Annotated in this window: 22 protein-coding genes and 1 pseudogene; 6 read left to right on the top strand and 17 right to left on the bottom strand. The window is 63.4% G+C overall.

The features are described 5' to 3' along the window. Nucleotides 1-2: 2 nt before the first annotated feature. The 9 genes from JMJ54_RS11475 to JMJ54_RS11435 all read right to left on the bottom strand — a co-directional run bounded on the left by JMJ54_RS11475 (nt 3) and on the right by JMJ54_RS11435 (nt 8,559). Nucleotides 3-755, bottom strand: coding sequence for a PilW family protein (locus JMJ54_RS11475; RefSeq protein ID WP_203538698.1), 753 nt, complete (start codon nt 753-755; stop codon nt 3-5). Next, nucleotides 752-1,270 (bottom strand): type IV pilus modification protein PilV, encoded by a 519-nt coding sequence (pilV, locus tag JMJ54_RS11470; RefSeq protein WP_203538697.1) that lies wholly within the window; start codon nt 1,268-1,270, stop codon nt 752-754. Before pilV ends, JMJ54_RS11475 begins: the two co-directional genes overlap by 4 nt. After that, nucleotides 1,267-1,779 (bottom strand): GspH/FimT family pseudopilin, encoded by a 513-nt coding sequence (locus tag JMJ54_RS11465; protein WP_203538696.1) that lies wholly within the window; start codon nt 1,777-1,779, stop codon nt 1,267-1,269. Before JMJ54_RS11465 ends, pilV begins: the two co-directional genes overlap by 4 nt. Beyond that, on the bottom strand, nt 1,776-4,898 hold the full coding sequence (locus JMJ54_RS11460; RefSeq protein WP_203538695.1) for a PilC/PilY family type IV pilus protein: 3,123 nt from the start codon (nt 4,896-4,898) through the stop codon (nt 1,776-1,778). The genes JMJ54_RS11465 and JMJ54_RS11460 overlap by 4 nt, the downstream gene beginning before the upstream one ends. Before the next feature lie 443 nt (nt 4,899-5,341). Then, on the bottom strand, nt 5,342-6,616 hold the full coding sequence (gene hemL / locus JMJ54_RS11455) for a glutamate-1-semialdehyde 2,1-aminomutase (protein WP_203538694.1): 1,275 nt from the start codon (nt 6,614-6,616) through the stop codon (nt 5,342-5,344). 25 nt (nt 6,617-6,641) lie between these two features. Beyond that, complete coding sequence (locus JMJ54_RS11450; protein WP_203538693.1) at nt 6,642-7,103, bottom strand: CYTH domain-containing protein; 462 nt, start codon at nt 7,101-7,103, stop codon at nt 6,642-6,644. An 8-nt stretch (nt 7,104-7,111) separates the two neighbouring features. Next, nucleotides 7,112-7,534 carry a protoporphyrinogen oxidase HemJ gene (hemJ, locus tag JMJ54_RS11445; protein ID WP_203538692.1) on the bottom strand — a complete coding sequence of 141 codons (423 nt, stop codon included), beginning with the start codon at nt 7,532-7,534 and terminating at the stop codon, nt 7,112-7,114. Next, nucleotides 7,534-8,370: a M48 family metallopeptidase gene (locus JMJ54_RS11440; protein ID WP_203538691.1), complete on the bottom strand. Its 837-nt coding sequence runs from the start codon at nt 8,368-8,370 to the stop codon at nt 7,534-7,536. Before JMJ54_RS11440 ends, hemJ begins: the two co-directional genes overlap by 1 nt. Nucleotides 8,371-8,406: 36 nt before the next feature. Further along, nucleotides 8,407-8,559: a rubredoxin gene (locus JMJ54_RS11435; protein ID WP_373295745.1), complete on the bottom strand. Its 153-nt coding sequence runs from the start codon at nt 8,557-8,559 to the stop codon at nt 8,407-8,409. A 73-nt stretch (nt 8,560-8,632) separates the two neighbouring features. Here JMJ54_RS11435 and thiD point away from each other — a divergent pair, with 73 nt between their 5' ends. The 4 genes from thiD to JMJ54_RS11415 all read left to right on the top strand — a co-directional run bounded on the left by thiD (nt 8,633) and on the right by JMJ54_RS11415 (nt 11,673). After that, complete coding sequence (gene thiD, locus JMJ54_RS11430; RefSeq protein WP_203538690.1) at nt 8,633-9,463, top strand: bifunctional hydroxymethylpyrimidine kinase/phosphomethylpyrimidine kinase; 831 nt, start codon at nt 8,633-8,635, stop codon at nt 9,461-9,463. A 118-nt stretch (nt 9,464-9,581) separates the two neighbouring features. Continuing rightward, nucleotides 9,582-10,523: an AraC family transcriptional regulator gene (locus JMJ54_RS11425; RefSeq protein WP_203538689.1), complete on the top strand. Its 942-nt coding sequence runs from the start codon at nt 9,582-9,584 to the stop codon at nt 10,521-10,523. Beyond that, nucleotides 10,523-11,095, top strand: coding sequence for a chloramphenicol phosphotransferase CPT family protein (locus JMJ54_RS11420; protein ID WP_239000043.1), 573 nt, complete (start codon nt 10,523-10,525; stop codon nt 11,093-11,095). Before JMJ54_RS11425 ends, JMJ54_RS11420 begins: the two co-directional genes overlap by 1 nt. 74 nt (nt 11,096-11,169) lie before the next feature. Further along, entirely contained in the window at nt 11,170-11,673 is a 504-nt protein-coding gene (locus tag JMJ54_RS11415; RefSeq protein WP_203538687.1) for a DUF1993 domain-containing protein, read from the top strand. A 40-nt stretch (nt 11,674-11,713) separates the two neighbouring features. On the opposite strand, the gene JMJ54_RS11410 is transcribed toward JMJ54_RS11415, so the two are convergent. The 3 genes from JMJ54_RS11410 to JMJ54_RS11400 form a co-directional block, all read right to left on the bottom strand. Further along, complete coding sequence (locus JMJ54_RS11410) at nt 11,714-12,229, bottom strand: M15 family metallopeptidase (protein WP_203538686.1); 516 nt, start codon at nt 12,227-12,229, stop codon at nt 11,714-11,716. Next, nucleotides 12,229-14,586, bottom strand: a complete 2,358-nt coding sequence (gene parC / locus JMJ54_RS11405) for a DNA topoisomerase IV subunit A (protein ID WP_203538685.1) — start codon at nt 14,584-14,586, stop codon at nt 12,229-12,231. The genes JMJ54_RS11410 and parC overlap by 1 nt, the downstream gene beginning before the upstream one ends. 87 nt (nt 14,587-14,673) lie before the next feature. Continuing rightward, entirely contained in the window at nt 14,674-15,507 is an 834-nt protein-coding gene (locus JMJ54_RS11400; protein WP_203538684.1) for a transporter substrate-binding domain-containing protein, read from the bottom strand. A 701-nt stretch (nt 15,508-16,208) separates the two neighbouring features. Between JMJ54_RS11400 and JMJ54_RS19440 the strand changes: the two are divergent. Further along, nucleotides 16,209-16,697, top strand: a pseudogene (locus tag JMJ54_RS19440) (methyl-accepting chemotaxis protein); the annotation flags it as partial. A gap of 15 nt (nt 16,698-16,712) precedes the next feature. Here JMJ54_RS19440 and JMJ54_RS11390 read toward each other — a convergent pair. The 4 genes from JMJ54_RS11390 to JMJ54_RS11375 all read right to left on the bottom strand — a co-directional run bounded on the left by JMJ54_RS11390 (nt 16,713) and on the right by JMJ54_RS11375 (nt 21,849). Next, nucleotides 16,713-17,252, bottom strand: a complete 540-nt coding sequence (locus JMJ54_RS11390; protein ID WP_203538683.1) for a GNAT family N-acetyltransferase — start codon at nt 17,250-17,252, stop codon at nt 16,713-16,715. 156 nt (nt 17,253-17,408) lie between these two features. Further along, the gene (gene parE / locus JMJ54_RS11385; protein ID WP_203538682.1) at nt 17,409-19,382 is read right to left on the bottom strand and encodes a DNA topoisomerase IV subunit B; all 1,974 of its coding nucleotides are present in this window, start codon (nt 19,380-19,382) and stop codon (nt 17,409-17,411) included. 246 nt (nt 19,383-19,628) lie between these two features. Beyond that, complete coding sequence (mnmE, locus tag JMJ54_RS11380; RefSeq protein ID WP_203538681.1) at nt 19,629-20,954, bottom strand: tRNA uridine-5-carboxymethylaminomethyl(34) synthesis GTPase MnmE; 1,326 nt, start codon at nt 20,952-20,954, stop codon at nt 19,629-19,631. A 10-nt stretch (nt 20,955-20,964) separates the two neighbouring features. Beyond that, complete coding sequence (locus JMJ54_RS11375) at nt 20,965-21,849, bottom strand: helix-turn-helix domain-containing protein (RefSeq protein WP_203538680.1); 885 nt, start codon at nt 21,847-21,849, stop codon at nt 20,965-20,967. 107 nt (nt 21,850-21,956) lie between these two features. On the opposite strand from JMJ54_RS11375, the gene JMJ54_RS11370 reads away from it, so the two are divergent. Then, entirely contained in the window at nt 21,957-22,598 is a 642-nt protein-coding gene (locus JMJ54_RS11370) for an HAD-IA family hydrolase (RefSeq protein ID WP_203538679.1), read from the top strand. A 79-nt stretch (nt 22,599-22,677) separates the two neighbouring features. Here the strand turns inward: JMJ54_RS11370 and yidC are convergent, their stop codons facing one another. After that, a complete protein-coding gene (gene yidC, locus JMJ54_RS11365) occupies nt 22,678-24,321 on the bottom strand; it encodes a membrane protein insertase YidC (protein WP_203538678.1) in 1,644 nt (547 codons plus the stop codon). Between the last annotated feature and the right edge of the window lies 1 nt (nt 24,322).

The following is a 24,322-nucleotide window of genomic DNA, read 5'->3' as shown; positions in this document are numbered from 1 at the left end:
TCCTAGCGGTTTCTCAGCACAATCGTTGTGTGGAATGTGCGGTAGAGCTTCTTGTCGGTATCCGAGCCAGCAATTGCCTGACCTGCGCAATCATTGACCGTGGTCGGTTTACTGATGCTGACATCGGTCTTTTCACTGCGCAGGACCAGACAAGCCCGGACAGCAACGATCTGCGAAGCCGTTTGTGTACCGGTCAGCGTGCTGACATAGCTGTTGGCAATACAATCGCGTTCTTTGAAACCACCTGCGACATTGGCACCGCAACCGAAATCTGCTGGCGTTGCCGGTATCGTATCGACGGCGTCGATACCGTACTGAAGCTTGAAATCGGCGACTTCGCTTCCTCCTCCGCTACCACTTGGCGCTACCCAATCGGTGGTTCCACACTGCAATTTCCCGCTGCTGAGCGCTACAGCCAGCGTCGTCGCTCCCGCTGCCGCTACCGCGCCATCGCAATCGATCTGGTTGGTGCCATCGGCAGCGAACTTAACCGTTACGGAATTGCCAGAATTGCCGGATATCCTGTCCGTGGCCAAGGCCACGGTTGGATCGGCCCGGTAGCCAGCCTGACCGATGACCCGTTGCAGCATCGACAGTGCAAAACGACCATCCTCTGACAGATGGTTCTGCATGTTCTGAACGCGGTACGTCTGCTTGCTTGACAAGTACAGTTGGGAAACCGCTAGCAACACCACGAGCGCAATCGCCATGGTGACCATCAGTTCAATCAGTGTGAAGCCGCGCGAGGTGTTCATTCGATCACCGTCGTATAACTGCTGTTGTAATCGGCCGAACTACTGGTTTTGCTGCGATCGTCGACCCAGGTAACAGTCAATGTGTAGCGAAGGAATCCTGCAGACTGGCTGTTGGCCGGAACGAGTGTAAAACTGGCTCCCGGGAGCTGGGCGCGCAAGGCACTGTTCCATTCGGTCATTTCGTTGCTGACCAGATAAGCCTGTCGGTTCGAATCCTGTGTATTGCAGCTGATTTGATCCGCATTGCTGCCGCTTTGCGTACACTTGGAAAAATCCGGTGGCAGGGGTGTTGCGCCATCTTCTCCGCTGCCGAGATACGGCGTGCGGTTGGCGCGAATTCGGTCAGCCAGATCTGCACTGAGGTCGGCTGCGATGCCGCGATAGTACGAACTCTGGCTCATGATCATCGAACGTGAATGTAATCCGGCCAACCCGAGCAAACCCAGAGCCAGAATGATCAGCGACACCATCACTTCGATCAGCGAAATGCCCTTTTGCTGATGTTGGCTCATCATGAACAGACCGTAGTGGTAATGGATTTGCTCACGCGCCCGGAAAGTGCAACTGCAACTTGGTGCTGCTTGCGACCACTGATGCAAAGCGTGAATGTGGCCACTGCTTGTGCACTGCCTAAAGTGGGGTTGAACACCACCGATGTTGCAGCACCCCCGGTACTGACGGTCACGCCACGCTGAACCAGAAATTCCAGCACTTTGCTGCTGGAATCATTGACCAGCCAGCCCGACGACCAGTCATTGGCTGACGTCGAACAGTTCGTGACGCTCACGCCGGTAGGTCTCGGGCAAACCATCGTGAGACTGCGACGTTTGACTGCCTCTAGCCGGGCGGTATTAAGTGCACTGACGAGCATGTCGCTCTGCGATGCCAGCCGGGTATCCCTAACCCAATCAACCATACTTGGAACAGCAATCGCCGCCAGTATGCCGAGGATAGAGATGCTGACCATCAATTCGACCAAGGATGTGCCTGCCTGTCGTTTGAACGGAAGGTATTTGCGCATCATTTGATCTCCCGCCAGATCAATGTTTCGACCTTGGCACCACTGGCCGGGCCAAGCAGTGTGTCCTTGTCGACCTTGTCATCACCGATCGTGCCGGTATAGGTCGTTCCCTTGCCGGTTGATGCCGGGCGCGGTATCGGTGCAAAGGTCGATACGCCAGGGCGTGCGTTGCCAACATACACCGCCATCGAATTGGCCTCGCGCTGGGCAATGACCTGACCTATCGGGACATCGGATGCCCCTGGCTGTGCCGGCGGCGTGACCAACTTGGCATCGCTGCCGACGTAGGTCAGTTCGGTCGGGATTCCGCTTTTGTCATAGCCGCTGGCATAAGCGCTACCGGTACTGAAGGCGACTTTGTCGTCGACGGTCGAGCGCAGATCCGGCACAACGTCGACAAAGCTGTAGGCGCGTGCGAAGTTCTTGTCGTTGTTTTTGGTGGTGACCGAACCGGTCAGCGGATTCAGCCCCATGATCCAGCCCTTGCCACCAGGCAGGCAGGCTTCACTCGATTGGGTAATGCCGGTACCGAACAGCACCTTGTCGTCGTAGATCATTGGCGATGTGACCAGACGTTCGGTATTTGCCAGATCGATATACCAGCCCTTGGCCATCGTGCCGGTACTGGTGCTGGTCTGCAGATCGACAAGGTTGGTCGACATTTTGCGATAACTGCCGACACGCTTGTTGCTGTCGCTGACCGTCGCTGTGGCATCGATGGTTTGAACTTGCAATTCGCTACGGGGAATCGTTCGCGGCGTGGCTTCCATGTAATCGACAATGCCGTACAGGCTTTGGGTCGTCGTATCGGTGCGGTCGGCGTCGGTCAGGAGTCTGCCGGTGCCAAATAGCACCAAGTTGCCCAGCGAACTGTTGTCCGCTCTGTTCAGTATCATGGCCGCCGGACGCATGACGATCGGATGTGTCGGGCCGGCATCGAAGACCGGGTTGGCGGCAACGCTGAAGCCGTCAGGCGTATCGGTTGTCAGATCGAATCGCCACAACTTGCCGTTGGCATCACCGGCATAGACGTAATCGAGAACGCCGTCCTGCCCGGCATCGACGCCAGCCGGGGAAGACAGGCCCGCACCGCCGGCGACGACGATTTCCTTGAGCAGTGCACCGGTGCTGGCGTTGATGACGTAAAGCGATGACGATTTGTTCGCCTTGGTGCCGTCGTCGTAATCGCTTTCGTAACCATTGCTCAGGATGACGGCAGGTACCACGGTAGTGGCCGAGGTGCGGACGCTGTAGATCAGCGGCGTACCGAAGCTGTAGCCCATGCCGGCCTTGTTCTGGTCGGTCCATTCCCATTTGACGGTATTGGCTGCACTGCTGAAATTGCTGCCGTTGGTTGCGTCGATCGCAAAATAGCCCTGTCCGCCTTGGCCCAATCCGCCGACCAGCAGCGTTTTCCAGTTGTTGCCCAGCTTGACATCGGCCCAACGCATGCTGCCGTTGACGTGATAGGTATGTGCCGTGCCGCCCGGATCACCGTAGTCGGCCTTGCTCAGTGAAAGCAGGTGCGGGTAGACCGACGACGGGATGAAACCCATGATTTCGGTCATGTTGGCAATACTGAATCCGTGCAGCATGCCGTCATTGGCACCGATGAAGACCATGTTGCGATCGGCGTTGCTGGTCTTGAATGCCGGGTAATCAACGTCCGGTGTCTGGCCGTTTGGCCGGCTGATCACGACCGGCTGACTGTCGACAATGTCGCCGAGCAGGCCGTTGCTGCGTGTCCGGTAATTGGTAACGGTTTCACCGCGCAGGAAACGGACAACGTTCTGTCGGTCGGTGGCGTTGGTACCGAGTGCATTCTGTTGTGCAGTCGTCATGTTGGAGACGACTGTAGCCGGTGATGCCCCGAAATCGAAAGCCGTCGTCGTACCATTGCTGACCGCTGCCGAATACAGCTTGCGGTTGGCTGCTGCGGGAATCACCGCCTTGCCGTTCGGTGTGCATTGCGACGTGTTCGGGTTGAAGTTGCCCGAGCCGTCGAGATTGTAACAGCGCAGTTCGCCATACCAGCCCTTGGGGTTGAATACGGGCTGGAACACCTTGTTGCCGGCACTGGTGGTTTCGCTTTGCGTTGCGACACCACCGGCATTCGAAACCGAGGCAACGATGTCGGAGACCGCATTGCTCAATGCCGTGGTGAGCTGGGTCTGGTTGCCTGCCGTGTAGTACTTGCCGTGGCCAACCGTCGCGGTTGCGGCGAGCACCTCATTGTTGACATCGAAGCCGACGGTGTACGTGGTCAGGTTCTGCTTGATGAACTTCGGATCGTCGAAGCTCTTGTTGTCCAGATCGGTACCACCAACGCGGAAGTCCGCATCGTATGCATACATCGCGGCATCACGGATCGAGCGCAGATAGGTGGTCTTGTTCTTGTCCATGAACGGATCGCTGCTGTTGCTCGACCCTTCAAGGACTGCCGGGCAGGTTACCGACGATTTCGTGCTGGTACTCTGGCAGATCTCGAACGATTTCGAGACAGCCTTGTTGGCAGTGTCGTAACTGGTGTAAGCGATGGCCGACTTGCCGACTCCTGGCAGAGAATCATCCTTGGTCGAATCGCCATCGGTAATGACGATGGCGAAGTTCTTCTGGCAGCGGTACTGGATCGGGCTGGAGTAGGTGCCACTGGTGGTGTTCTTGGTCTTGCCGTAGTAACTCGATTGCCCGCCAAAGTAACGGGTGATTTCGACCATGGTTTCACCCAGCGGGGTCCAGGTCGCGGCATCCAGACCGTCGATTGCGGAGTTCAGCGTTGTCGTACTTGATCCCACGGGCGCCTGAAGAATGCCGGCATTGTCGATCTGGTTTTTACCGGTATCAAAGGAAAAGAGACCCCAGCGCAGATCGGGATTTTTTACGATCAGATCCTTGGCAACCTCCTTGGCAATATCCATCTTCCGCTTGCTGCCGCCGGAAGCCGGTGCGTCATCCATACTGCCGGAGTTGTCGATGTGCAGCAGCACGTTCGGTTTGACCGACGAACTCAACGTAGGAGGCAGCGCCGGATATGGTTCGGCTGCAAAAGCGGTGTGCGCCAGCGCCGGGAACGCGAGCGCCAGTCCATAGCGCAATGTGTTCAGTCGAAAACGTGCATGCATGTCGATCCTGCTCCCGAAGCGCTGTTCTACCTGCTGCTTGCCGCCGGTTGAATGTGGCTGCGCTACCCCGGCATCAAGTAAATCAGTATTTTTAGATGTACTGATGTTACCGGGCGTCGCTACATTAGAGTTTCATCATATGAACCCGTGTTTCCAAGCTACAACACGGATTCCGGGGGGCATGGGATCCCGGATGACCGGTATGAAAACAGCTACTGATGGTGCCGACTGACGGACAAATTCAGCCGTTTTCTTGCGGTTATAGCGCAGAGGCGGGATGGCGCGTGATCCGGTGATTTCCCATCAGGTACTGACCCGATGCGTCAGCATGAAGCTGAATGACTCCGGACTGCTTTAGGCGGGTTACGGCCACCGGTGACCGTTTACCGGCCGACCGGTGGCAAGGCCGCCGCATTGCACGGCGGCCTTCGGGAGGCGCTGGATCAGGCGCCGAGGATGCGCGCCGCAGCCGCGACGGTGGCGGCGATATCCGCGTCGCTGTGTGCGGCGGAGACGAAACCGGCCTCGAATGCCGACGGCGCGAGGTAGATGCCTTCGGCCAGCATGGCATGGAAGAAGGCGTTGAAGCGTGCGCGGTCCGAGACCATCACGTCGGCGAACGTTTGCGGCGGCGTCGCGCTGAAGTACACGCCGAACATCCCGCCGACGCTTTGCGCCGAGAACGCGACGCCGGCATCGCGCGCGGCTTTGCTGAGACCGTCGGCAAGCGCTGCCGTTTTGGCGCTCAGCGCGTCGAAGAAACCGGGTTGGCGGATCGCCTGCAGCGTGGCGAGACCGGCAGCGACGGCGACCGGGTTGCCCGACAGCGTGCCGGCTTGGTAGACCGGACCGAGCGGTGCCAGTTTGCCCATGATGTCGGCGCGGCCGCCGAATGCGGCCAGCGGCATGCCGCCGCCGACGACCTTGCCGAGGCAGGTCAGGTCCGGCGTGATGCCGTGCAGGCCCTGCGCGCATTGCAGGCCGACGCGGAAACCGGTCATCACTTCGTCGTAGATCAGCACCGCGCCGTGGCGTTCGGTCAGCGCGCGCATGGCGGTGACGAAGGCCGGTGAAGGCCGGACCAGATTCATGTTGCCGGCGACCGGTTCGACGATGATGGCGGCGATCTTGTCGCCTTCGGTGGCGAACAATGCTTCCAGTGCAGCGACGTTGTTGTACGGCAGTACGATGGTATCGGCGGCGACCGCGGCCGGTACGCCGGCGCTCGACGGGTTGCCGAAGGTCAGCAGGCCCGAGCCAGCCTTGACCAGCAGGCTGTCGGCGTGGCCGTGGTAGCAGCCTTCGAACTTGACTAGCTTGTCGCGGCCGGTGAAGCCGCGCGCAAGGCGGATCGCACTCATCGTTGCTTCGGTGCCGCTGGACACCAGCCGCACCTGTTCGAGCGACGGCAGCATCTCGCACAGCAGGTCGGCGAGTTCAATTTCGCGCTGCGTCGGTGCGCCGAAGCTGAGGCCGTCGCGCGCCGCGGCGATCACCGAGTCGAGCACTTGCGGATGTGCGTGGCCGAGAATCAGCGGGCCCCACGAGCCGACGTAGTCGATGTAGCGCTGGCCGTCGGCATCCCAGACGTAGGCGCCTTCGCCCTTCTTGAAGAAGCGCGGCGTGCCGCCGACCGAGCCGAAGGCGCGCACCGGCGAATTGACACCGCCGGGAATGTGCTTCTGTGCGGCGTCGAAGAGTTGTTCGTTCTGGGTCATGTTGTTTCCTTGCGGGTGTGCCGGCTTACCAGCGGCAGTACGGCTTCTCGGACAATGCACTGTTGAAATAACGCGGATCGGCAGAGACCTCGGCACCGAGCCAGTCGGGGCGGACAAAAGTGGCGTCGACCGATGGCAGTTCGATCTCGGCGACGACCAGCCCGGCGTTGTCGCCGTGAAACTCGTCGATTTCCCACAGCATCGTTTCGACGCTGACGAGATGCCGGGTCTTGTCGAGCACGTTCGGACAGAGCGCCAGCATGGCTGCTGCGTCGTCAGCGGGAACCGGGTATTCGAACTCGGCGCGGGCGATGCCCTGGTTCTTGCCCTTGATGGTCAGGAAGCCGGCGTCACCCTTCAGCCGCACGCGCACCGTGCGTTCGGGATCGGTGCACAGATAGCCCTGGGCAATGCGCGTCGACCGGTGCACGGCGTCGCGCCAGCCATCGGAAGCGAGCAGGAATTTGCGTTCGATTTCGATCGCCATGAAGGCTCCTAGAACGGTTTGACGACGACGAGGACGACGATGGCGAACAGCGCCAGCACCGGCATCTCGTTGAAGACCCGGTACCAGCGGTGGCTGCGGGTGTTGCGGCCGGCGGCGAAGTCGCGCACGAGCTTGAAGCACCAGCCGTGATAGCCGACCAGCAGCGCCACCAGCGTCAGCTTGGCATGCATCCAGCGCCAGCCCGGGCCGGCGTAGAAGTCGTAGCTCGACCATGTCGCCAGCCCGAAGCCGAGGGCCATTACGGCCAGCGGCGTCATGAAGCGCAGGAGCTTCTTTTCCATCAGCGCCAGCCGGGCGATCTCGGCCGGTTCGGTGGCCATGGCGTGGTTGACGAACAGTCGCGGCAGATAGAACAGACCGGCGAACCAGCTGGTGACGAAGATGATGTGGAATGCCTTGAACCAGAGCATCAGCGTTTGCTGCCGTACTGGGTCACTGCCGTTTCGTACAGCGGCTCGACCTTGGGAATCTGTGCCTGCAGATCGCGGATCCGCGTGCTCGATGACGGGTGGGTCGACAGGAACTCGGGCGAGCCGCCCTGCGATGCGGCGGCCATCTTCTGCCACAGCGTCACCGCCGCCTGCGGCTTGTAGCCGGCCCGCGCGGCGAGTTCCAGCCCCATCACGTCGGCTTCCGATTCGTGTTCGCGGCTGTTCGGCAGGCTGTAACCGACCGCGATCAGCTGGTCGCCCATGCCGAGCAGCGCGTCGTACTTGCCACCGGTGAGGATGGAAAGCCCCTGCATGGCGATCTGTTTGTTGGCTTCGCTGCTCATCCGCTCGCGCGCGTGTTCGCGCAGCGCATGGGCGATCTCGTGACCCATGATCTGGGCGATCTCGTCATCGGACAGCTTGAGCTGGGTGATGATGCCCGAATAGAACATGATCTTACCGCCGGCCATGCAGTAGGCGTTCAGCTCCTTGCTCTGCTCGACATTCACTTCCCACTGCCAGTTCAGCGCGTCGGGGCGGAACACGGCGGTCTGCGGGATGATCCGGTCGGCAATACTGCGCACGCGCCGGGTCAGCGCGGCGTCGGCATTGAGCTTGCCGCTGCTTTTGGCCTTGCCGAGCGTGTCGTTGTAGGCTTGCGCCGACATCTGCACGACGTCCTTTTCGGACACCAGCATGCTCATGCTCTGCTTGCGGGTGATGTTGGTCGCGCCGGTACCGGTGGTGCTGACCTGCTGGCAGCCACCGAGCAGGACGGTGGCGGCAATGGCGATCGCGGTGAGTTGGCGTTTCATTCAGTGTCTCGGCGGATTCGGGCCGGCGGGCCGGATTCAGATCTCGATCATTTCAAAATCGTCTTTGCGCGCGCCACAGTCCGGGCAGGTCCAGTTCGGCGGCACGTCGTCCCACGGCGTACCCGCGGCGATGCCGTCTTCGGGACGGCCTTCGGCCTCGTCATAAATGAAGCCGCAAATCAAACACATATACTTTTTCATCAGGTCGCGCCCTTCGCGTCGTTTAGAATCGGAATTCTACCCCAATCGGTTCCGCCCCCCCATGAATGCCGCCCCCCCGCTCGTGCTGACCTTCGCTGCCAATGATCCGTCGGGCGGTGGCGGCGTGTCGGCCGATCTGCTGACGCTGGCGGCGCTCGGCTGCCATGCGTTGCCGGTCATCACCGCGCTCACCGTGCAGGACAGCGCCGGATTGCAGGAGTTTCAGCCGGTCGATCCGGAGTGGCTGCACGACCAGGCGCGCTACGTGCTCGAAGATGCCGAAGTCGACGCGATCAAGGTCGGCATGGTCGGCAGCGTCGAGGGCCTGACGGTGCTGGCCGAGATCGCCGCCGATTACCCCGACGTACCGCTGATCCTCGATCCGGTGATGCCGCGTGGTCACGGTGACGATATGGCGGACGACGAATACATCGCCGCGCTGCGCGAGCTGCTGGTGCCGCATTCGCTGATCGTCACGCCCAACCAGCATGAGGCGAGACTGCTGGCGAGCGACGACGCCGACGAGCAGGAGGACCTGCCGCTCGATGCGGCGGCCAACCGTATCATCCAGCTGGGCTGCGAATACGTGCTGATCACCGGTGCGCAAGCGCAGACGCCGAAGATCAACAACGCACTGTTCAGCCAGAACGGCCGGATGCGCACCGACAGCTGGGATCGTCTGCCCGGGCGCTTCCACGGTGCCGGAGCGACGCTGTCGTCGGCCATTGCCGGTGCGCTGGCCAATGGCGTCGAGCTGGGTCAGGCCGTTCGTGATGCGCAGGAGTACACCTGGCAAACGCTCAAGCACGCATTCCGTCCCGGCATGGGCCAGATGCTGCCGGACCGGATGTTCTGGGCCCGTAACGGCGGCGACGACAACGCCAAGGATTAGGCCGGCTGTTTCACGTGAAACAGCGTTTGCTGGACAGCCGGCAGGGGCTGGTCGCCCGCTGGCACTTGCGGCATGCTAAGGTCTTCACCTTACGCCCTGGTCGGCAAGGATGACCGTGATGAACGCGCCAGTACCGAACTACATTCCCGTCGTGTCCCGTCAGCCGCACCGGCTGATTCCGTGTCCGAGACTGGAGCGCGCAGTCGACCGGATGGTGCGCGAAATGTCATCGCCGCTGACGCTGGCCGATCTGGCCGATGCGGCGCATTACTCGCCCTGGTATCTGGTCCGTCGCTTCCAGAACCGCTACAACACCACGCCGCAGGCCTTCCTGTGGAAAATCCGGCTCGAGACCGCAGCATCGCTGCTGCACTGGGCGCCGCATCTGCCGATCGGCGAAGTGGCGCGTCAGGTCGGCTTTTCCTCTGCCGCGACGTTCAGCCGTGCCTTTCATCGCGAGTTCGGCTTTACCCCGAGCGCATGGCGCAAGGGTGAACCGGAGACGCGTGACTGGCTGAAGCAGACGCTGGGCCCGTTCAGCTATCAGCCCGGCAAGCGGATTGCCGGTACCGCTGCCGACTATGTCTGGTCTTTCGACGAAGTGGCGGCAAAGATCACCGTCGAGGAATGGCCGGCGATGCGCTTCCTCTATCAGCGCGAGGTTGGCGATTACGGCTGTCATCTGAACGAACAATGGACGCAGTTTGCCGAGTTCTGTCGCCGCAACCAGCTCGATCAGGGGCAACTCGCCATGTACGGCCTGATCTGGAGCGATCCCAGCACGACGCCGGCCGGCCGGCGTCGTTATGACACCGCGGTGGCCATCAAGTCCGGTACGCCGATTCCGCGCGGTTTCGGCGAGTGCAGGCTGCTCGGCGGACGCTGGGCGGTGTTCGCCTACTACGGCATGACTGACGATATCGGCCCGCGCTGGCGCGATCTGATGCACGTCTGGCTGCCGCGCGCAGGCCTGACGCCCGATCTGGCCCGGCCCCGCGTCGAACGCAACCGGTCCGGCTTCGGTGACGGTCATATCGACCTCTGCATGCCGGTGCTGTGATGCTGCCCCAGGTGATCGTGCTCAACGGCTGCAGCTCGTCCGGCAAATCGTCACTGGCCCGCGCATTGCAGGAACGCTTGCCGGAGCAGTACCTGTACTTCGGCATCGACCAGGTGCTGGCGGCGCTGCCGCATTCGGACTGGCTGCGGATGTGCCGCGGTGAACCGATCACGCGAACCGGCTATGACTGGGCGGCGCTGGTACGCGGCTACCACTTCTGCCTGCCCGGGCTGCTGCAGGCAGGCAACCGGCTGATCATCGACAACGGCTGGTGTGAGCGCGACGAGAAGCGCGAGCTGCTGACCGAGCTGGCCGGCTATACGACGGTGCTGGTCGCCGTGCATTGCGATCCGGCGATCGCGTCGGCGCGCGAAGCGGCACGCGGTGATCGTGCGGCCGGGCTGGCCGCCTGGGAATCACCACGGGTGCATGCCGGCTGGGAATACGACCTCGACGTCGACACCGGCATCGACGGTGCCGAGGCCTGTGCCGACGTGCTGGCTGGGCGGCTGGTCGAGGCCCGGCACTGGCGCGCTGCTGCCGACAGCCTGGAGCGGCTCAATCTGGGCTGAACCCCCGCCCCTTCCGGGCTAACATGAAGCTTTTCAGTCACGGGGCCGGCGGCGGCCCTGCCCGAGGAGTCATCATGTCCCTGAGCTATTTCCAGCTGTCCGTCCCGGTTTACGTGCGCATGCTCGGCAATCTGTCGCACCTGCTCGACCGCGCCGCGGGTTACTGTAGCGAACTGCAGATCGACGAATCGGTGCTGCTGCAGAGCCGGCTGTTTCCGAACATGTACCCGCTGCTCAAGCAGGTGCAGATCGCCACCGATCAGGCCAAGGGCAGCATCGGCAGACTGTCCGGCATCACGCCGCCGAAGTTCGACGACACCGAGACCAGCATTGCCGAACTGCGCGAACGGATCGGCTCGGTGCTGGCGTATCTCGAAACGATCCCGGCCGATGCGCTCGACGGTACTGCGGGCAAGACGGTGACGATGCCGTGGATGCCCGACCATCCGATGCAGGGCGAGTTCTATCTACTGAATTTTGCCCTGCCGAACGTCTACTTCCACGTGACGACGGCGTACAACATCCTGCGCCACAACGGCGTGCCGCTCGGCAAGATGGATTACATCGGCGAAATCTGATCGTCCCGCCCATGAAAAAGCCGGCGTCTTGCCGGCTTTTTCATGGGTGATGGCACCAGTGCCACGGCTCGTAGATGTAGCCGTTCGGATTGGCGCGCGGAAACGACAGCGTGAAGCCGAAGCGGCCGGCGTGCTGTTGCAGCCAGGCGTAGGCCGCAGTCGTTTCGAATGCTTCCTCGAGCACCGGGCCACCCGGTTCGTAGACGTCGACAGCTCGGCCGGTGTGGTGCTCGCTGCAACCCGGCGGTGCCAGCCTTTCGAGTACGGCCGCGATCGTCTCGCCGCGATCGAGCTTGGCCCGGACCAGCTCGGTCTGCCGGGCAATACCGCGCCACGCCGAAGCGATGCGCAGCGTGACCCCGTCGACCGCCGCAGCGGCCTGCATCGCCCGCCACGCGTCGCAGGCCGCCGGGGTCAGCCGCCATTCGCGGCCGTCATCGCCCACTTCGGCAATCACCAGTTCGTCGGCCTCGTCATACAGCGTCAGCCGCTTTTCGGCGATCACAGACTCCAAGATGCCGAGCGATTGCCAGGTCGCGGCCAGCGTCGGACTCATCAGAAGCCCGGCAGCTTCAGCGCGATCGGCTTGCCCTTGCGGGCGCGTTTGCCGACATAGGGCGCCATGCCGTTGGCGTCGAGCACCAGTTCGGTCGTCTTGCCACCGCGGCCGGCGCCGGTGAGCCTGAGCGTTTCGCCATCGCACACGGTGATGCCGGCGAGTTCGTCCTTGTCGTCGAGCGCCATCGTGATCACGCCGCGACCGCCACCGGCCAGCTGCTTGAATTCCGCGTACGGGAACAGGTGCAGCTTGCCGGCCCTGGAAAGACACGCGACCAGCGATGTTTCACGTGGAACAAAGGTCGCCAGCTTGAGGATGACTTCTCCTTCGTCGACACTGATGAAGCTCTTGCCGGCCTTCTGCCGGCTCAAGAGGTTGTCGAACTGGCAGGCGAAACCGTAACCGGCCGAATTGGCGATCACCAGCCATTCGTCGCCCGCAGCGGTGAGCAGCTGGACGATGCGGCTCTTGGCGGCCAGATCGACCAGCGTCGTCACCGGTACGCCGTCGCCGCGTCCGCCCGGCACCACGGCGGCCTGGATCGTGTAGACCCGGCCGTCGGAGCCGATCAGCGCGACGTTGTCGACGGTGCGGCATTCGATCGCCGCGAGCAGTTTGTCGCCGTCCTTGAAGCTCTGGCTGGCCAGTTCGATGCCGTGCCCCTGGCGCGAGCGGATCCAGCCCTTCTCGGACAGGATCAGCGTCGTCGGTTCATCGACGACCGAGACTTCGATCACCGCTTTTTCGGCTTCCTCGATCAGTGTCCGGCGCGGGTCGGCGAACTTCTTGCGGTCGGCTTCGATTTCCTTGACGACCAGTTTCTGCATCGCGCCGGCGTTGGCCAGCAGATGTTCGAGCCCTTCCTTCTCGGTCCTGAGATCGGCGAGTTCCTGCTCGATCCGGATGCCTTCAAGGCGTGCCAGCTGGCGCAGGCGGATTTCGAGAATGTCTTCGGCCTGGCGGTCGGACAGGTTGAAGCGCGCGATCAGTGCGGCCTTCGGTTCATCCGATTCGCGGATGATGCGGATCACCTCGTCGATGTTGAGGAAGACGATCATCCGGCCTTCGAGGATGTGGATGCGGTCGTCGACCTTGCCGAGCCGGTGTTCGGTGCGGCGGCGCACCGTGTCGAAGCGGAACGAGATCCACTCGGCGATCAGGTCGCGCAGGCTCTTCTGCCCCGGCCGGCCGTCGCGGCCGATCGCGACGATGTTGATCGACAGGTTGGTTTCCAGCGAGGTGTGCGCCAGCAGCAGCGTCATCAGCTCGTCGGCATTCTGGCGCGACGACTTCGGTTCGAACACCAGCCGTACCGGCTGGTCCTTGCCCGATTCGTCGCGGACGCGATCGAGCGACGACAGCAGCAGTTTCTTGGTCTGGTCCTGCTCCTGCGTCAGCGTCTTCTTGCCCTTCTTGATCTTCGGGTTCGTCAGCTCCTCGATCTCCTCGAGCACCTTCTGCGACGAAGTGCCGTGCGGCAGTTCGGTGACGACAATCTGCCACTGGCCGCGCGCGAGTTCTTCCTTTTCCCAGCGTGCGCGGGTCTTCAGGCTGCCGCGGCCGTTTTCGTACGCGGCGACGATGTCCTTCTTCGACGAGATGATCTGACCGCCGCCGGGCAGGTCCGGCCCCTGGATGTATTCGAGCAGCGCGGCAGTATCGAGGCCGGGCTGGCGGATCAGCGCGATCGCCGCGTCGGCGACTTCACCGAGGTTGTGCGGCGGGATTTCGGTCGCCATGCCGACGGCGATACCCGACGCGCCGTTGAGCAGCAGCATCGGGAGTCGCGCCGGCAGCAGCACCGGTTCGTCGAAGGCACCGTCGTAGTTCGGGATGAAGTCGGTGGTGCCGGCGTCGAGTTCGGACAGCAGCAGCTCGGCGATCGGGCTCAGCCGCGCTTCGGTGTAGCGGTAGGCGGCGGCGCCGTCGCCGTCGCGCGAACCGAAGTTGCCGTGGCCGTCGACCAGCGGATAGCGCAGCGAGAAATCCTGCGCGATCCGCACCAGTGCGTCGTACGCCGACTGGTCGCCGTGGGGGTGGAACTTGCCGAGCACATCGCCGATGATGCGCGCCGATTTCACCGGCTTGGACGTCGCGGTCAGGCCCATCTCGTGCATCGCGTACAGCAGCCGGCGCTGTACCGGCTTCTGGCCGTCCTCGGCCTGCGGCAGCGCGCGGCTTTTGACCACGCTCATCGCGTATTCGAGATAGCTGCGCTCGGCATACAGGCCGAGCTGGACCGACTCGCCGTCGTCGGGCGCCTGGGTCGAGACGGCGGCGCTGATGTAGCGGCGGTTGCCGCCATCGTCGGCAGGCAGGGTTTCTGGGGTCGGCTGTGCGTCGAAATCGGACATGGATGGCACTGGGCTGTTTCGGTCAGTGCGCATTGTAGCCCGAGGCCCGTCGTCGTTTCACGAACGTTCCACGTGAAACGTTGGTGCTTACTGCTCCAGAACCCGGAACACGAAGTAGCGATTCTGCAGTCGTGCATGCGTGCCGTCGGCGATCAGCGTGCGCAATGCGGTATTGAACTCGTCACGCAGCGCGGTCTTGCCTGCCGGTACGGCAATCGCCTCGCCCTGCCCCAGCCACTGGCTGGACTGGACCTTGCCGCCGACCAGCTCGAACTGCTCGGCGTGACCGGGCTTGCGCAGGTAATCGGTCAGTACGGCGCTGTCGCCGAACACGACATCGACCTTGTTCGCTTCGAGCGCGGCGAAGGCGTCTTCCTGGGATGCAAATCGCGTGACCCTGACGTGGCCGGGTTCGATCTCGTGTTTCAGGTAGTCGGCGAACGTTGTGTCACCAGCAACCCCGACGGTCTTGTCGCGCAGCCGCTCCGAAGTCAGGACCGGCCAGATGATGTGCTGGTCCTTGCGGGCGATGTAGGCGCCGGGTACCCGGGTGTAGACGTCGGTGAACAGCACCTGCTTTTCGCGTTCTGGCGTGATCGACATCGATGCGATGACCGCATCGGCATCGCCGCGTCCGAGTACCGGAATCAGCTGCTCCCAGTCGTAACGCTTGAACTCGCAGCGGGCGTTCATCTGCGCGCACAGGGCGTTGGCGATATCGATATTGAAGCCGGCGAGCTGCTTGCTGCTGTCGAGGTACTCGAACGGCGGGTACTTGCCTTCGAGCGCGATGCGGAGCGTGCGCTGCGGTACCGCCGGCTCGACGACCGTGGCCGGCTGCGGTTCGGAACGGGTGAAATGCCAGGCGCCGGCGGCAAGTGCGGCGGCGAGCACCGTGCCGGTGACGATGAGTTTGTTCATGAATGCATCCGGAGCGGATCGGGACGCCAGCGGGACGCGGGCCTGAATCCAGAGAAAGAAAGCGTGAATTAATTTTGATGTCATCTTACGGCCGATACGGCCGAGCCAGACTTGGTGATATCCCCAGCTTGCCCGGTGTTCGCCTGCCCGGGCGTTGTCGCCGATTGGGCAACAGTATCAGTCGTCGCTGATGCGTCAGGCAGGGCGGTCGCGGCATACTGAGGTCCGGTTCGGCATACAGGCATGCTGCATGCGTGCAGTAAGAAAACGGGGGCGATATGGGGTTGGGTGAATGGTTCGGCGGCAAGAGCGGGAGCACGGCGCAACAGGACGAAGTCAGGACGTTGCGGGCCGAGAATGCCCGGCTCAAGGCACTGGTCGACAAGCATGAGCGCGATACGCGTTTTCTGAGCCAGATCACCCCGGTCCGCACCGAGCCGCCGCTGGTCAAGCTGGCGCCGGTGCTGACCCAGCACGATGGCGGCATGGCGGCAGTCGGTCAGCTGCTGGGGGGCGTGGCGTCCGACGCTTCGGCGCTGCGCGAACAGGCCGCCGGACTGATGCAAAGAACCGCGCACGGTGCCACGGCCGTCGCCGCGGCACGCGAACGGCTGGCCGGGCTGGATACGACTACCGTACGCTGTCGGGACGATATCGACGCGCTCGACGGCCAGTCGTCCGACATCACCCGTTTCGTGCAGATGATCAAGGAAATCGCCGACCAGACCAATCTGCTGGCGCTGAACGCCGCGATCGAGGCCGCGCGGGCCGGCGAAGCCGGACGGGGTTTCGCGGTGGTCGCCGACGAGGTGCGCAAGCTCGCCGAGCGTACCGGTACCGCAACGAGCGAAATCACCGGCATCGTTGGTGCGATTCGCCAGCGGACCGGCGACGCGCGCGAGGGCATCACCACGCTGGCCGCCGAGGTCAATGCCAGCCTGGTTCAGGTCGGTGAAGCCAGCGAGGACCTGACCGCCTTGCGCGAAGAAGCCGCGAGCGTGTCGCAAGCCAGCCTGCAATCGTCGCAACAGGCCGAGGACATCGGCCGGCGCTTTGCCGCACTCGGGGCGAGACAGCAGCTGTTCCGCGCACTGATCGATCCGTCGGCACCGCTGCCGGCCGGACACGAAGGCGATCTGGTCCGGCGCTGGCGCGATGGTGACCACAACGCGATTTCGGCGCTCGGCTGACCCTCCCCTGCCGGGTCAGAGCGCCTTCATCATCCGGAAGCGTTCGATCCGCACACCCTGACGTTCGACCCATTCGGCCGCTACGAGCGTGTAGCCGAGCCACTCCAGCCGCGGCCGCAGTAAGCGGCTGGCTTCGGTGTGCACCTCGGTCGCACCTTGTGCGTGTGCTTCGGCTTCGAGAGCCGCGATCAGCTGCGAGCCGATGCCTTGCCTGATCCGGTCGTGCCGGACGTATAGCATGTCGAGATGGTCGGGCGTCGGCCCGAGGCTGCCGAAGCCGACGATGGTGTCATCGGCGTCGACGGCGACTAGAAATTGCAGCGCAGGATTGAGCATCGACATTGCGAATCTTGTCGGGTCCGGCGCTGCCGGTGACCATGCGGCGCATTCGGCCTCGCTGTATGCAAGGCGGCCGGCGTGACGCACCGACTCATGCATCAGCGTTGCCAGTACAGGTGCGTCGGCGGCCGTCGCGGGGCGGATTTCGATCATGATCGTATCAGCAAGCAGTACGGGATGCGCCGAGTGTGCGCCAACGGCTGCGTTGGCGTCCATCCTGCGCGACTCCTTCAGCAAGCGGGATTGCGGTTTCGCGTGAGCGGACGGGATGCCGCAACGATCACGGTATAAAAGCACCCCCAGGCGGCGTCGGCGGTACACAGCAAAACGCCCCGCGAACGGGGCGTTGCTGGCGCGGATGACTGGCCGGGTTCAGAGATCGGCTTCGACCTCGTTGCCGCGTGCTTCGAGCCAGGCGCGGCGGCTGCTGGCCTCGCCCTTGCCCATCAGCATGTTCATCAGCTCGCGCGTGTTCAGCGACACGTCGTCGGCGATGCCGACGCGCAGCACCCGGCGCGTGTCCGGGTTCATCGTCGTTTCGAACAGCTGCTCGGCGTTCATTTCCCCGAGGCCCTTGAAGCGCGAGATGCTCCACGCGCCTTCGCGGACTTTCTCGGCGCGCAGCTTGTCGAGGATCGCGCCAAGTTCACCGTCGTCGAGCGCGTAGAACTTGCGCGGTGGCTTCTGTTTGCCGCTGCCGGCGACATCGACGCGGAACAGCGGCGGCTGGGCGACGTAGACGTGGCCGGCATCGATCAGCTTGGGGAAATGGCGGTAGAACAGCGTCAGCAGCAGCACCTGGATGTGCGAACCGTCGACGTCGGCATCGGACATGATGATGATCTTGCCGTAGCGCAAGCCGGACAGGTCCGGCTTGTCGGCCGGGCCATGCGCGTCGACGCCGATCGCCACGGCGATGTCGTGGACTTCGTTGTTGGCGAAGATCTGGTCCTTGTCGACTTCCCAGGTATTGAGCACCTTGCCTCGAAGCGGCAGGATGGCCTGGAAGTCCTTGTCGCGACCGAGCTTGGCAGAGCCGCCGGCCGAGTCGCCCTCGACGAGGAACAGCTCGCAGCGCTCGCCCTCGTCCGACGCGCAGTCGGTCAGCTTGCCCGGCAGTACGGCGACGCCGGACGATTTCTTTTTCTCGACCTTCTGCGCGCCCTTCTGCCGGCTTTGCGCGGCACGGATGCACAGCTCGGCGAGTTTCCTGCCCAGCTCGACATGTTCGTTGAGCCACAGCTCGAACGGCGATTTGACCATGGTCGAGACGAGCTTGAGGCTGTCGCGGCTGGTGAGTTTGTCCTTGGTCTGGCCCTGGAACTGCGGATCGAGCACCTTGGCCGACAGCACGAAGGAGCAGCGGCCGAACAGGTCTTCGGGCAGCAGTTTCACGCCCTTGGGCAGCAGGCTGTGGAATTCGATGAAGGTTTTCACGGCCTGGAACACGCCGTCGCGCAGGCCGGATTCGTGCGTACCGCCGGCCGGCGTCGGGATCAGGTTGACGTAGGACTCGCGGTTGACCGGCCCTTCGAGGCTCCACGTGAACGCCCACGCGCAGCCTTCGCCCGGGGCGAAGTTTTCGTCGCCGGCCTCGGCGTATTTTTCGCCGCGCAGGATCGGGGTCAGCGTCTCGTAGCCGGCAAGCTGCTCGGTCAGGTAACCGGTCAGGCCGTCCGGGTACGTCCACTCGCGGCGCACGAACTCGCCGTTAGCCTGCTCGAGATCGAGGCTGACGACGAGGCCGGGCAGCAGCACGGCCTTGGATTTGAGCAGATGCTCGAGCTCGGCGTGCGGAATGGCGGGCGAATCGAAGTACTGCGGATCCGGGCGGACGGTGACGGTGGTGCCGCTGTCCTTCTTTGCCGCGCTGCCAGTGACGGTCAGCGGTTCGATGACGTCGCCGCCGGCGAACACGATGCGGTGCTGTGCACCATCGCGTTTGACCTCGACTTCGAGTCGCGTCGACAGCGCATTGGTCACCGATACGCCGACGCCGTGCAGGCCGCCCGAGAACGCATAGGCGCCGCCGTCCTTCTTGTCGAACTTGCCGCCGGCGTGCAGCTGCGTGAATACCAGCTGGACCGCCGGCACGCCCTCTTCCGGGTGGATGCCGACCGGAATGCCCCGGCCGTCGTCGGAGACGCGCAGGCTCTGGTCGCGCCACAAGGTCACCCGGATCGTCTTCGCATAGCCGCCGAGGGCTTCGTCGGCGGCGTTGTCGATGACTTCCTGGCAGATGTGCAGCGGGTTGTCGGTTCGGGTGTACATCCCCGGCCGGTGCCGGACCGGATCGAGCCCCTTGAGGACCTTGACCGCGGATTCGTCGTAGCGTGGCGTGCTCATGGTTTCACGTGAAACATTGGATGCGGCGAGTCTAGCAAGCCGCCGGGTTTAGCAGAAGGCGGATTATTCAGCGCGCGGTCGCAAATTCCTGTCGATGAGTGCGAACGGTACTCGAGAAGCGGTTTGGCGATTTTGATCGATCTGCTGTTAACGTCGGTTAAAATTCATTATGAAAAACATCGCCAATCTTGCGTTCATTATTGATAAATAAGCAGATAAAAGTCGTCATCTGTATCGATATTCGCGTTATTTTCCGATACAAAAACGGCTGAAAATGACGCCAAGCAGATCATCGGACGTGAACGCGCCGGTAATTTCGCTCAAGGCGTTCTGCGCCAGTCGCAACTCCTCGGCAAACAGCTCGATCTGCAAATAGGCGGCTTCGGCGCTGTCGAGGTGGCCCTGGGCACGGCGGATCGCGTCGAGGTGGCGCTCGCGGGCGATGAACACCGCATCGCTCTCGCCCTGCCAGCCCACGCGGGCCAGCAGCGCCTGCCGCAACGCAGCCAGACCCAGCCCGGCCTTGGCCGAGACGCGCAGATCGCCGGCTTCGCCGCCCGCTTCGCCGGTCAGGTCGATCTTGTTGAAGACGCGCAGCACCGGCAGCGTGGCCGGCAGGCGTTCAAGAATGGCCTGATCGTGCGCGGTGACGCCTTCGCGGCTGTCGAGCAGCAACAGCGCGAGGTCGGCCTTTTCGATCGCCGCCCAGGTCCGCTCGATGCCGATCTTTTCGACCACGTCGTCGGTCTCGCGCAGGCCGGCGGTATCGATGATGTGGACCGGCACGCCGTCGAGCTGGATCAGTTCGCGCACGGTGTCGCGGGTGGTGCCGGCAATGTCGGTGACGATGGCGACGTCCTCGCCGGCGAGCGCGTTCATCAGGCTGGATTTGCCTACATTGGGCTGGCCGATCAGCACGATGTGCGCGCCCTCGCGCAGCAGCCGCCCTTGCGTTGCGGTCGCAAGCACCGCGTGCAGCTGCGCGGCGATGCCGGCGAGCTTGCCGCGCGCATCGGCGGCTTCGAGGAAGTCGATGTCCTCCTCGGGGAAGTCGAGCGTCGCTTCGACCAGCATGCGCAGCGTGATCAGCTGGTCGACCAGCTGGTGGACTTCGCGCGAGAACGCGCCATCGAGCGATTTCAGCGCCGAACGTGCCGCGGCTTCCGACTGCGCGTCGATCAGGTCGGCGACGGCTTCGGCCTGTGCCAGATCGAGCTTGCCGTTCAGGAAGGCCCGCTTGCTGAATTCGCCGGCCTCGGCGTGACGGGCGCCGAGTTCGATGCAGCGCTTGAGCAGCATCGCCAGCACCACCGGGCCGCCGTGGCCCTGCAGCTCGAGCACGTCTTCGCCGGTGAACGAATTCGGCCCCGGAAACCACAGCGCGATGCCTTCGTCGATCACGGCACCGTCGGCGGCCTTGAAGCGGGCGAAATGGGCGTGGCGTGGCGTCAGTTCGCGGCCGATCAAGGCTTGCGTCAGTGCGGCCAGGCCCGGGCCGGACAGGCGGATCACGCCGACGCCGCCCCGCCCGGGGGCGGTGGCGACGGCGGCGATCAGTTCGGATGTCGTCATGGTGGTCACTTCAGTCTTCATGGGCGTGATGATACGGGCTGGCCTTGCGGCCGTCGCGCAGGTGGTAGTGACGACGGAATGCTGCCGGCGTGGTCGCCTTGTGGCGGGCAAACAGCCGGTAGAACTGCGCCGGGCTGGGAAAGCCGCTCTGCTGGGCGACGATTTCGACCGGCAGGCGGGTGTTGATCAGCAGGTCGCAGGCATGGCCGATGCGCAGCGCCGCCAGATAGGCGCTGACACTGCCGAGCGGCTGCAGCGCGAACAGCCGTTTCAGCGTGGCGATGCTGGTGTTGGCAATCCGGGCGAGCTCGTCGAGCCGGACCGGCTCGCGGTAGTGCCGGTACAGATGGTCGAGCGCGGCTGCCAGGCGCGGCTCGTCCGGCGGTGGCGTGACGACGGCACCGATGCGGCGTACATCGTCGGCAAGCCGCAAATGTTCGAGCAGGCCGAGCAGCGCCTGCAGCCGTGCCGGACCGTTTGCCCGTCGCAGCGTACCGAACAGTGGCGCTGCGGCCGAGGCGGTTTGCATGCCGAACACCAGTCCGGTGTGGACATCGCCGAGCCAGCGGGCGATCGCGTCGAGTTCGGGCAGCAGGCTCGCGACGCTGCCGAACCAGCCAGCGGTGAACTGGATGACTTCGACCTCGTGGTGGCGACCGTCGTCCCGTGCCTGTGCGTGCCAGGTATGCGGCTGGTTCGGCGCGACCAGCGCCAGATCCAGTTCGCCGAAGCTGTCGACATCGCTGCCGATGTAGCGCACGCCGCTGGCGTGGCGGGTCAGCGTCAGCTCGAACTCGGGATGGTAATGCCACTGGAACGGCAGTTGTTCGACGTCGAGATACTCGAGACGCCAGTGCTGTTCCCTCGGGTAGTCCAGATGTTCGCGTATCAGCACCGGTAAAACCTCGTTGCCAGTTTGAGCTGATTGTAGAGAATGTTGCGCTGCTTGACGATGCGGCCCGCATCGAAGCGCATTACGCTTGCGTTTTGACGGAGAGGTTCATGACGACTTTTCATACCAAGGCCCTGCTGCTCGACATGGACGGCACGCTGGTCGATTCGACGCCGGGCGTCGAGAAGGGCTGGATTCGCTGGAGCATCGCCCACGGCATCGATCCGCAGACCGTGCTCGACATCTGTCACGGTTGCACGTCCGAATACGTCCTGGCCAAGGTTGCGCCGCATCTGGACCCGGTGACCGAGACCGCCACGCTGGATGCGCTCGAAATCGAATTCGCCGGCGAGGCGAAAGTCCGTCCCGGTGTCGCCGAACTGCTGGCCTCGCTGCCTGCCTCGCGCTGGGCACTGGTGACTTCGGCCGGGCGCGAAGTGGCCGAAACGCGCTTCAGGCTGGGGTCGCTGCCGTGGCCCGGCGTGGCCGTGGTGGCCGAGGACGTCAGCCAGGGCAAGCCCTCGCCCGAACCGTACCTGAAGGCGGCCGGCGCGCTCGGCATCGCACCGCAGGACTGCATCGTGTTCGAGGATGCCGCCGCCGGCGTGGCCTCGGGTCTCGCGGCCGGTTGCCGGGTGGTGATCGTCGGTGATCACGTGCCGATGCAGCCGGGCGTCATCGGCCGCATCGCCGATTTCAGCGGCGTGACGCTGCAGCCCGACGGCGATGCTCTGGTGCTGTCGCTGGGCTGAGCGTGACCAGCCCCGTTGGGGACGACAAAAAAGCCGCCCGAAGGCGGCTTTTTTGTCGTGATCACGATCACGAAATGCGTCACGAATTCTTCGCGAGCTTGTCTTCGTTTTCGACCTTGCGGGTGATGTACCACTGCTGGGCGATCGACAGCACGTTGTTGACCACGTAGTACAGCACCAGACCGGCCGGGAAGAACAGGAAGAACACGCTGAACACCAGCGGCATGATCTTCATCATCTTCGCCTGCATCGGATCCGGCGGCGGCGGGCTCAGCTGCTGCTGGATGAACATCGTCACCGCCATCAGGATCGGCAGCACGAAGAACGGGTCCTTGGCCGACAGGTCGTGGATCCACAGCGCCCACGGTGCCTGACGCAGCTCGACCGCGGCGATCAGGGCCCAGTACAGCGCGATGAAGACCGGAATCTGCACCAGCATCGGCAGGCAGCCGCCGAGCGGGTTGACCTTCTCGGTCTTGTACATCTCCATCACGGCCTGCTGGAACTTCATCTTGTCGTCGCCGTGACGTTCCTTCAGCTGCTCCATGCGCGGTGCGAGCTTGCGCATCTTCGCCATCGACCGGTAGCTGGTCGCCGCGAGCGGGTAGAACAGCGCCTTGATCATGATGGTCAGCAGGATGATCGCCCAGCCCCAGTTGCCGACGACCTTGTGGATCTGGTCGAGCACCCAGAACAGCGGCTTGGCGAAGATCGTGAAGATGCCGTAGTCCTTGACCAGATCGAAGCCCGGCGCGATCTGGTCGAGCACGCGGGTTTCCTGCGGGCCGACGAACAGCTCGACGGTCTTGTCGAATTTGGCGCCCGGTGCGATCTGCGGCAGCGCGGCGACGACGCCGGCCGAATACAGGCCACCCGGTACCGCCTTCAGCTCGTAGCTGCAGGCGGTTTCGCCGCAGATGCCCGGCTTGTCCTTCGGCGAGGCGATCCAGGCGCTGGTGAAGTAATGCTGCACCATCGCGACCCAGCCGTCCTTGGCCGACTTCTGGTAGTCCGCTTCACCCTTGTCGAGCTTGGCGAAATCGACCTTCTGGAACTTGCCGGCATCGGTAAACACGGCCGGACCGGTGAAGGTATGCGTGCCGAACATGCCGGTGCTGGTGCCTTCCGGTGCCTTGCCGTCACGCAGCAGGCGGTAGTAGGCCTGCGCGCTCAACGGCTTGCTGCCGCCGTTGACGATTTCGTAACGGACATCGATGACGTAGGAGTCTCGCTTGAAGGTGTAGATCTTCGCGACCTTGACGCCTTCGGGGCCGGCGGCCTCGAGCCGCACGTCGACCTTGTCCTGGCCGTCGGCGAGCGCGTAGCTCGTCTGTGCCGAGGTGAAGGTGCTCTTGTGCGTCGGCAGGCCGTCGCCGATCAGGCCGGTTTGCGCCACATAGGTGTGCGCGCCGTCGTCCTCGAGCAGCACGAAGGGCTTGGCCGGATCGAGGGTCGCGCCATACTTGTTCAGGATGACCTTGCGCAGATCGGCGCCGTTGCTGTCGATTTCGGCGGTCAGCAGATCGGTCTTCACCGTGATCCGCGTGCCGTTGGCGAGCTTGCCGGTTTCGGGCTGCGCTGCAGCCGGTGCCGCGGCAGTCGCCGAAGCGGTCGCTGCAGGCGGGGTATTCAGCTGCGGATATCGTTTCTCCATCCACTTCTGCCAGAAGAAGAGGATGCCGAACGAGACCGCGATGAAGAGAATCAGTCTTTTTGAGTCCATC

The organism is Jeongeupia naejangsanensis, assembly GCF_016865585.1.
GTDB lineage: Bacteria > Pseudomonadota > Gammaproteobacteria > Burkholderiales > Chitinibacteraceae > Jeongeupia > Jeongeupia naejangsanensis.
This window is presented reverse-complemented; position numbering and strand designations above follow the sequence as displayed.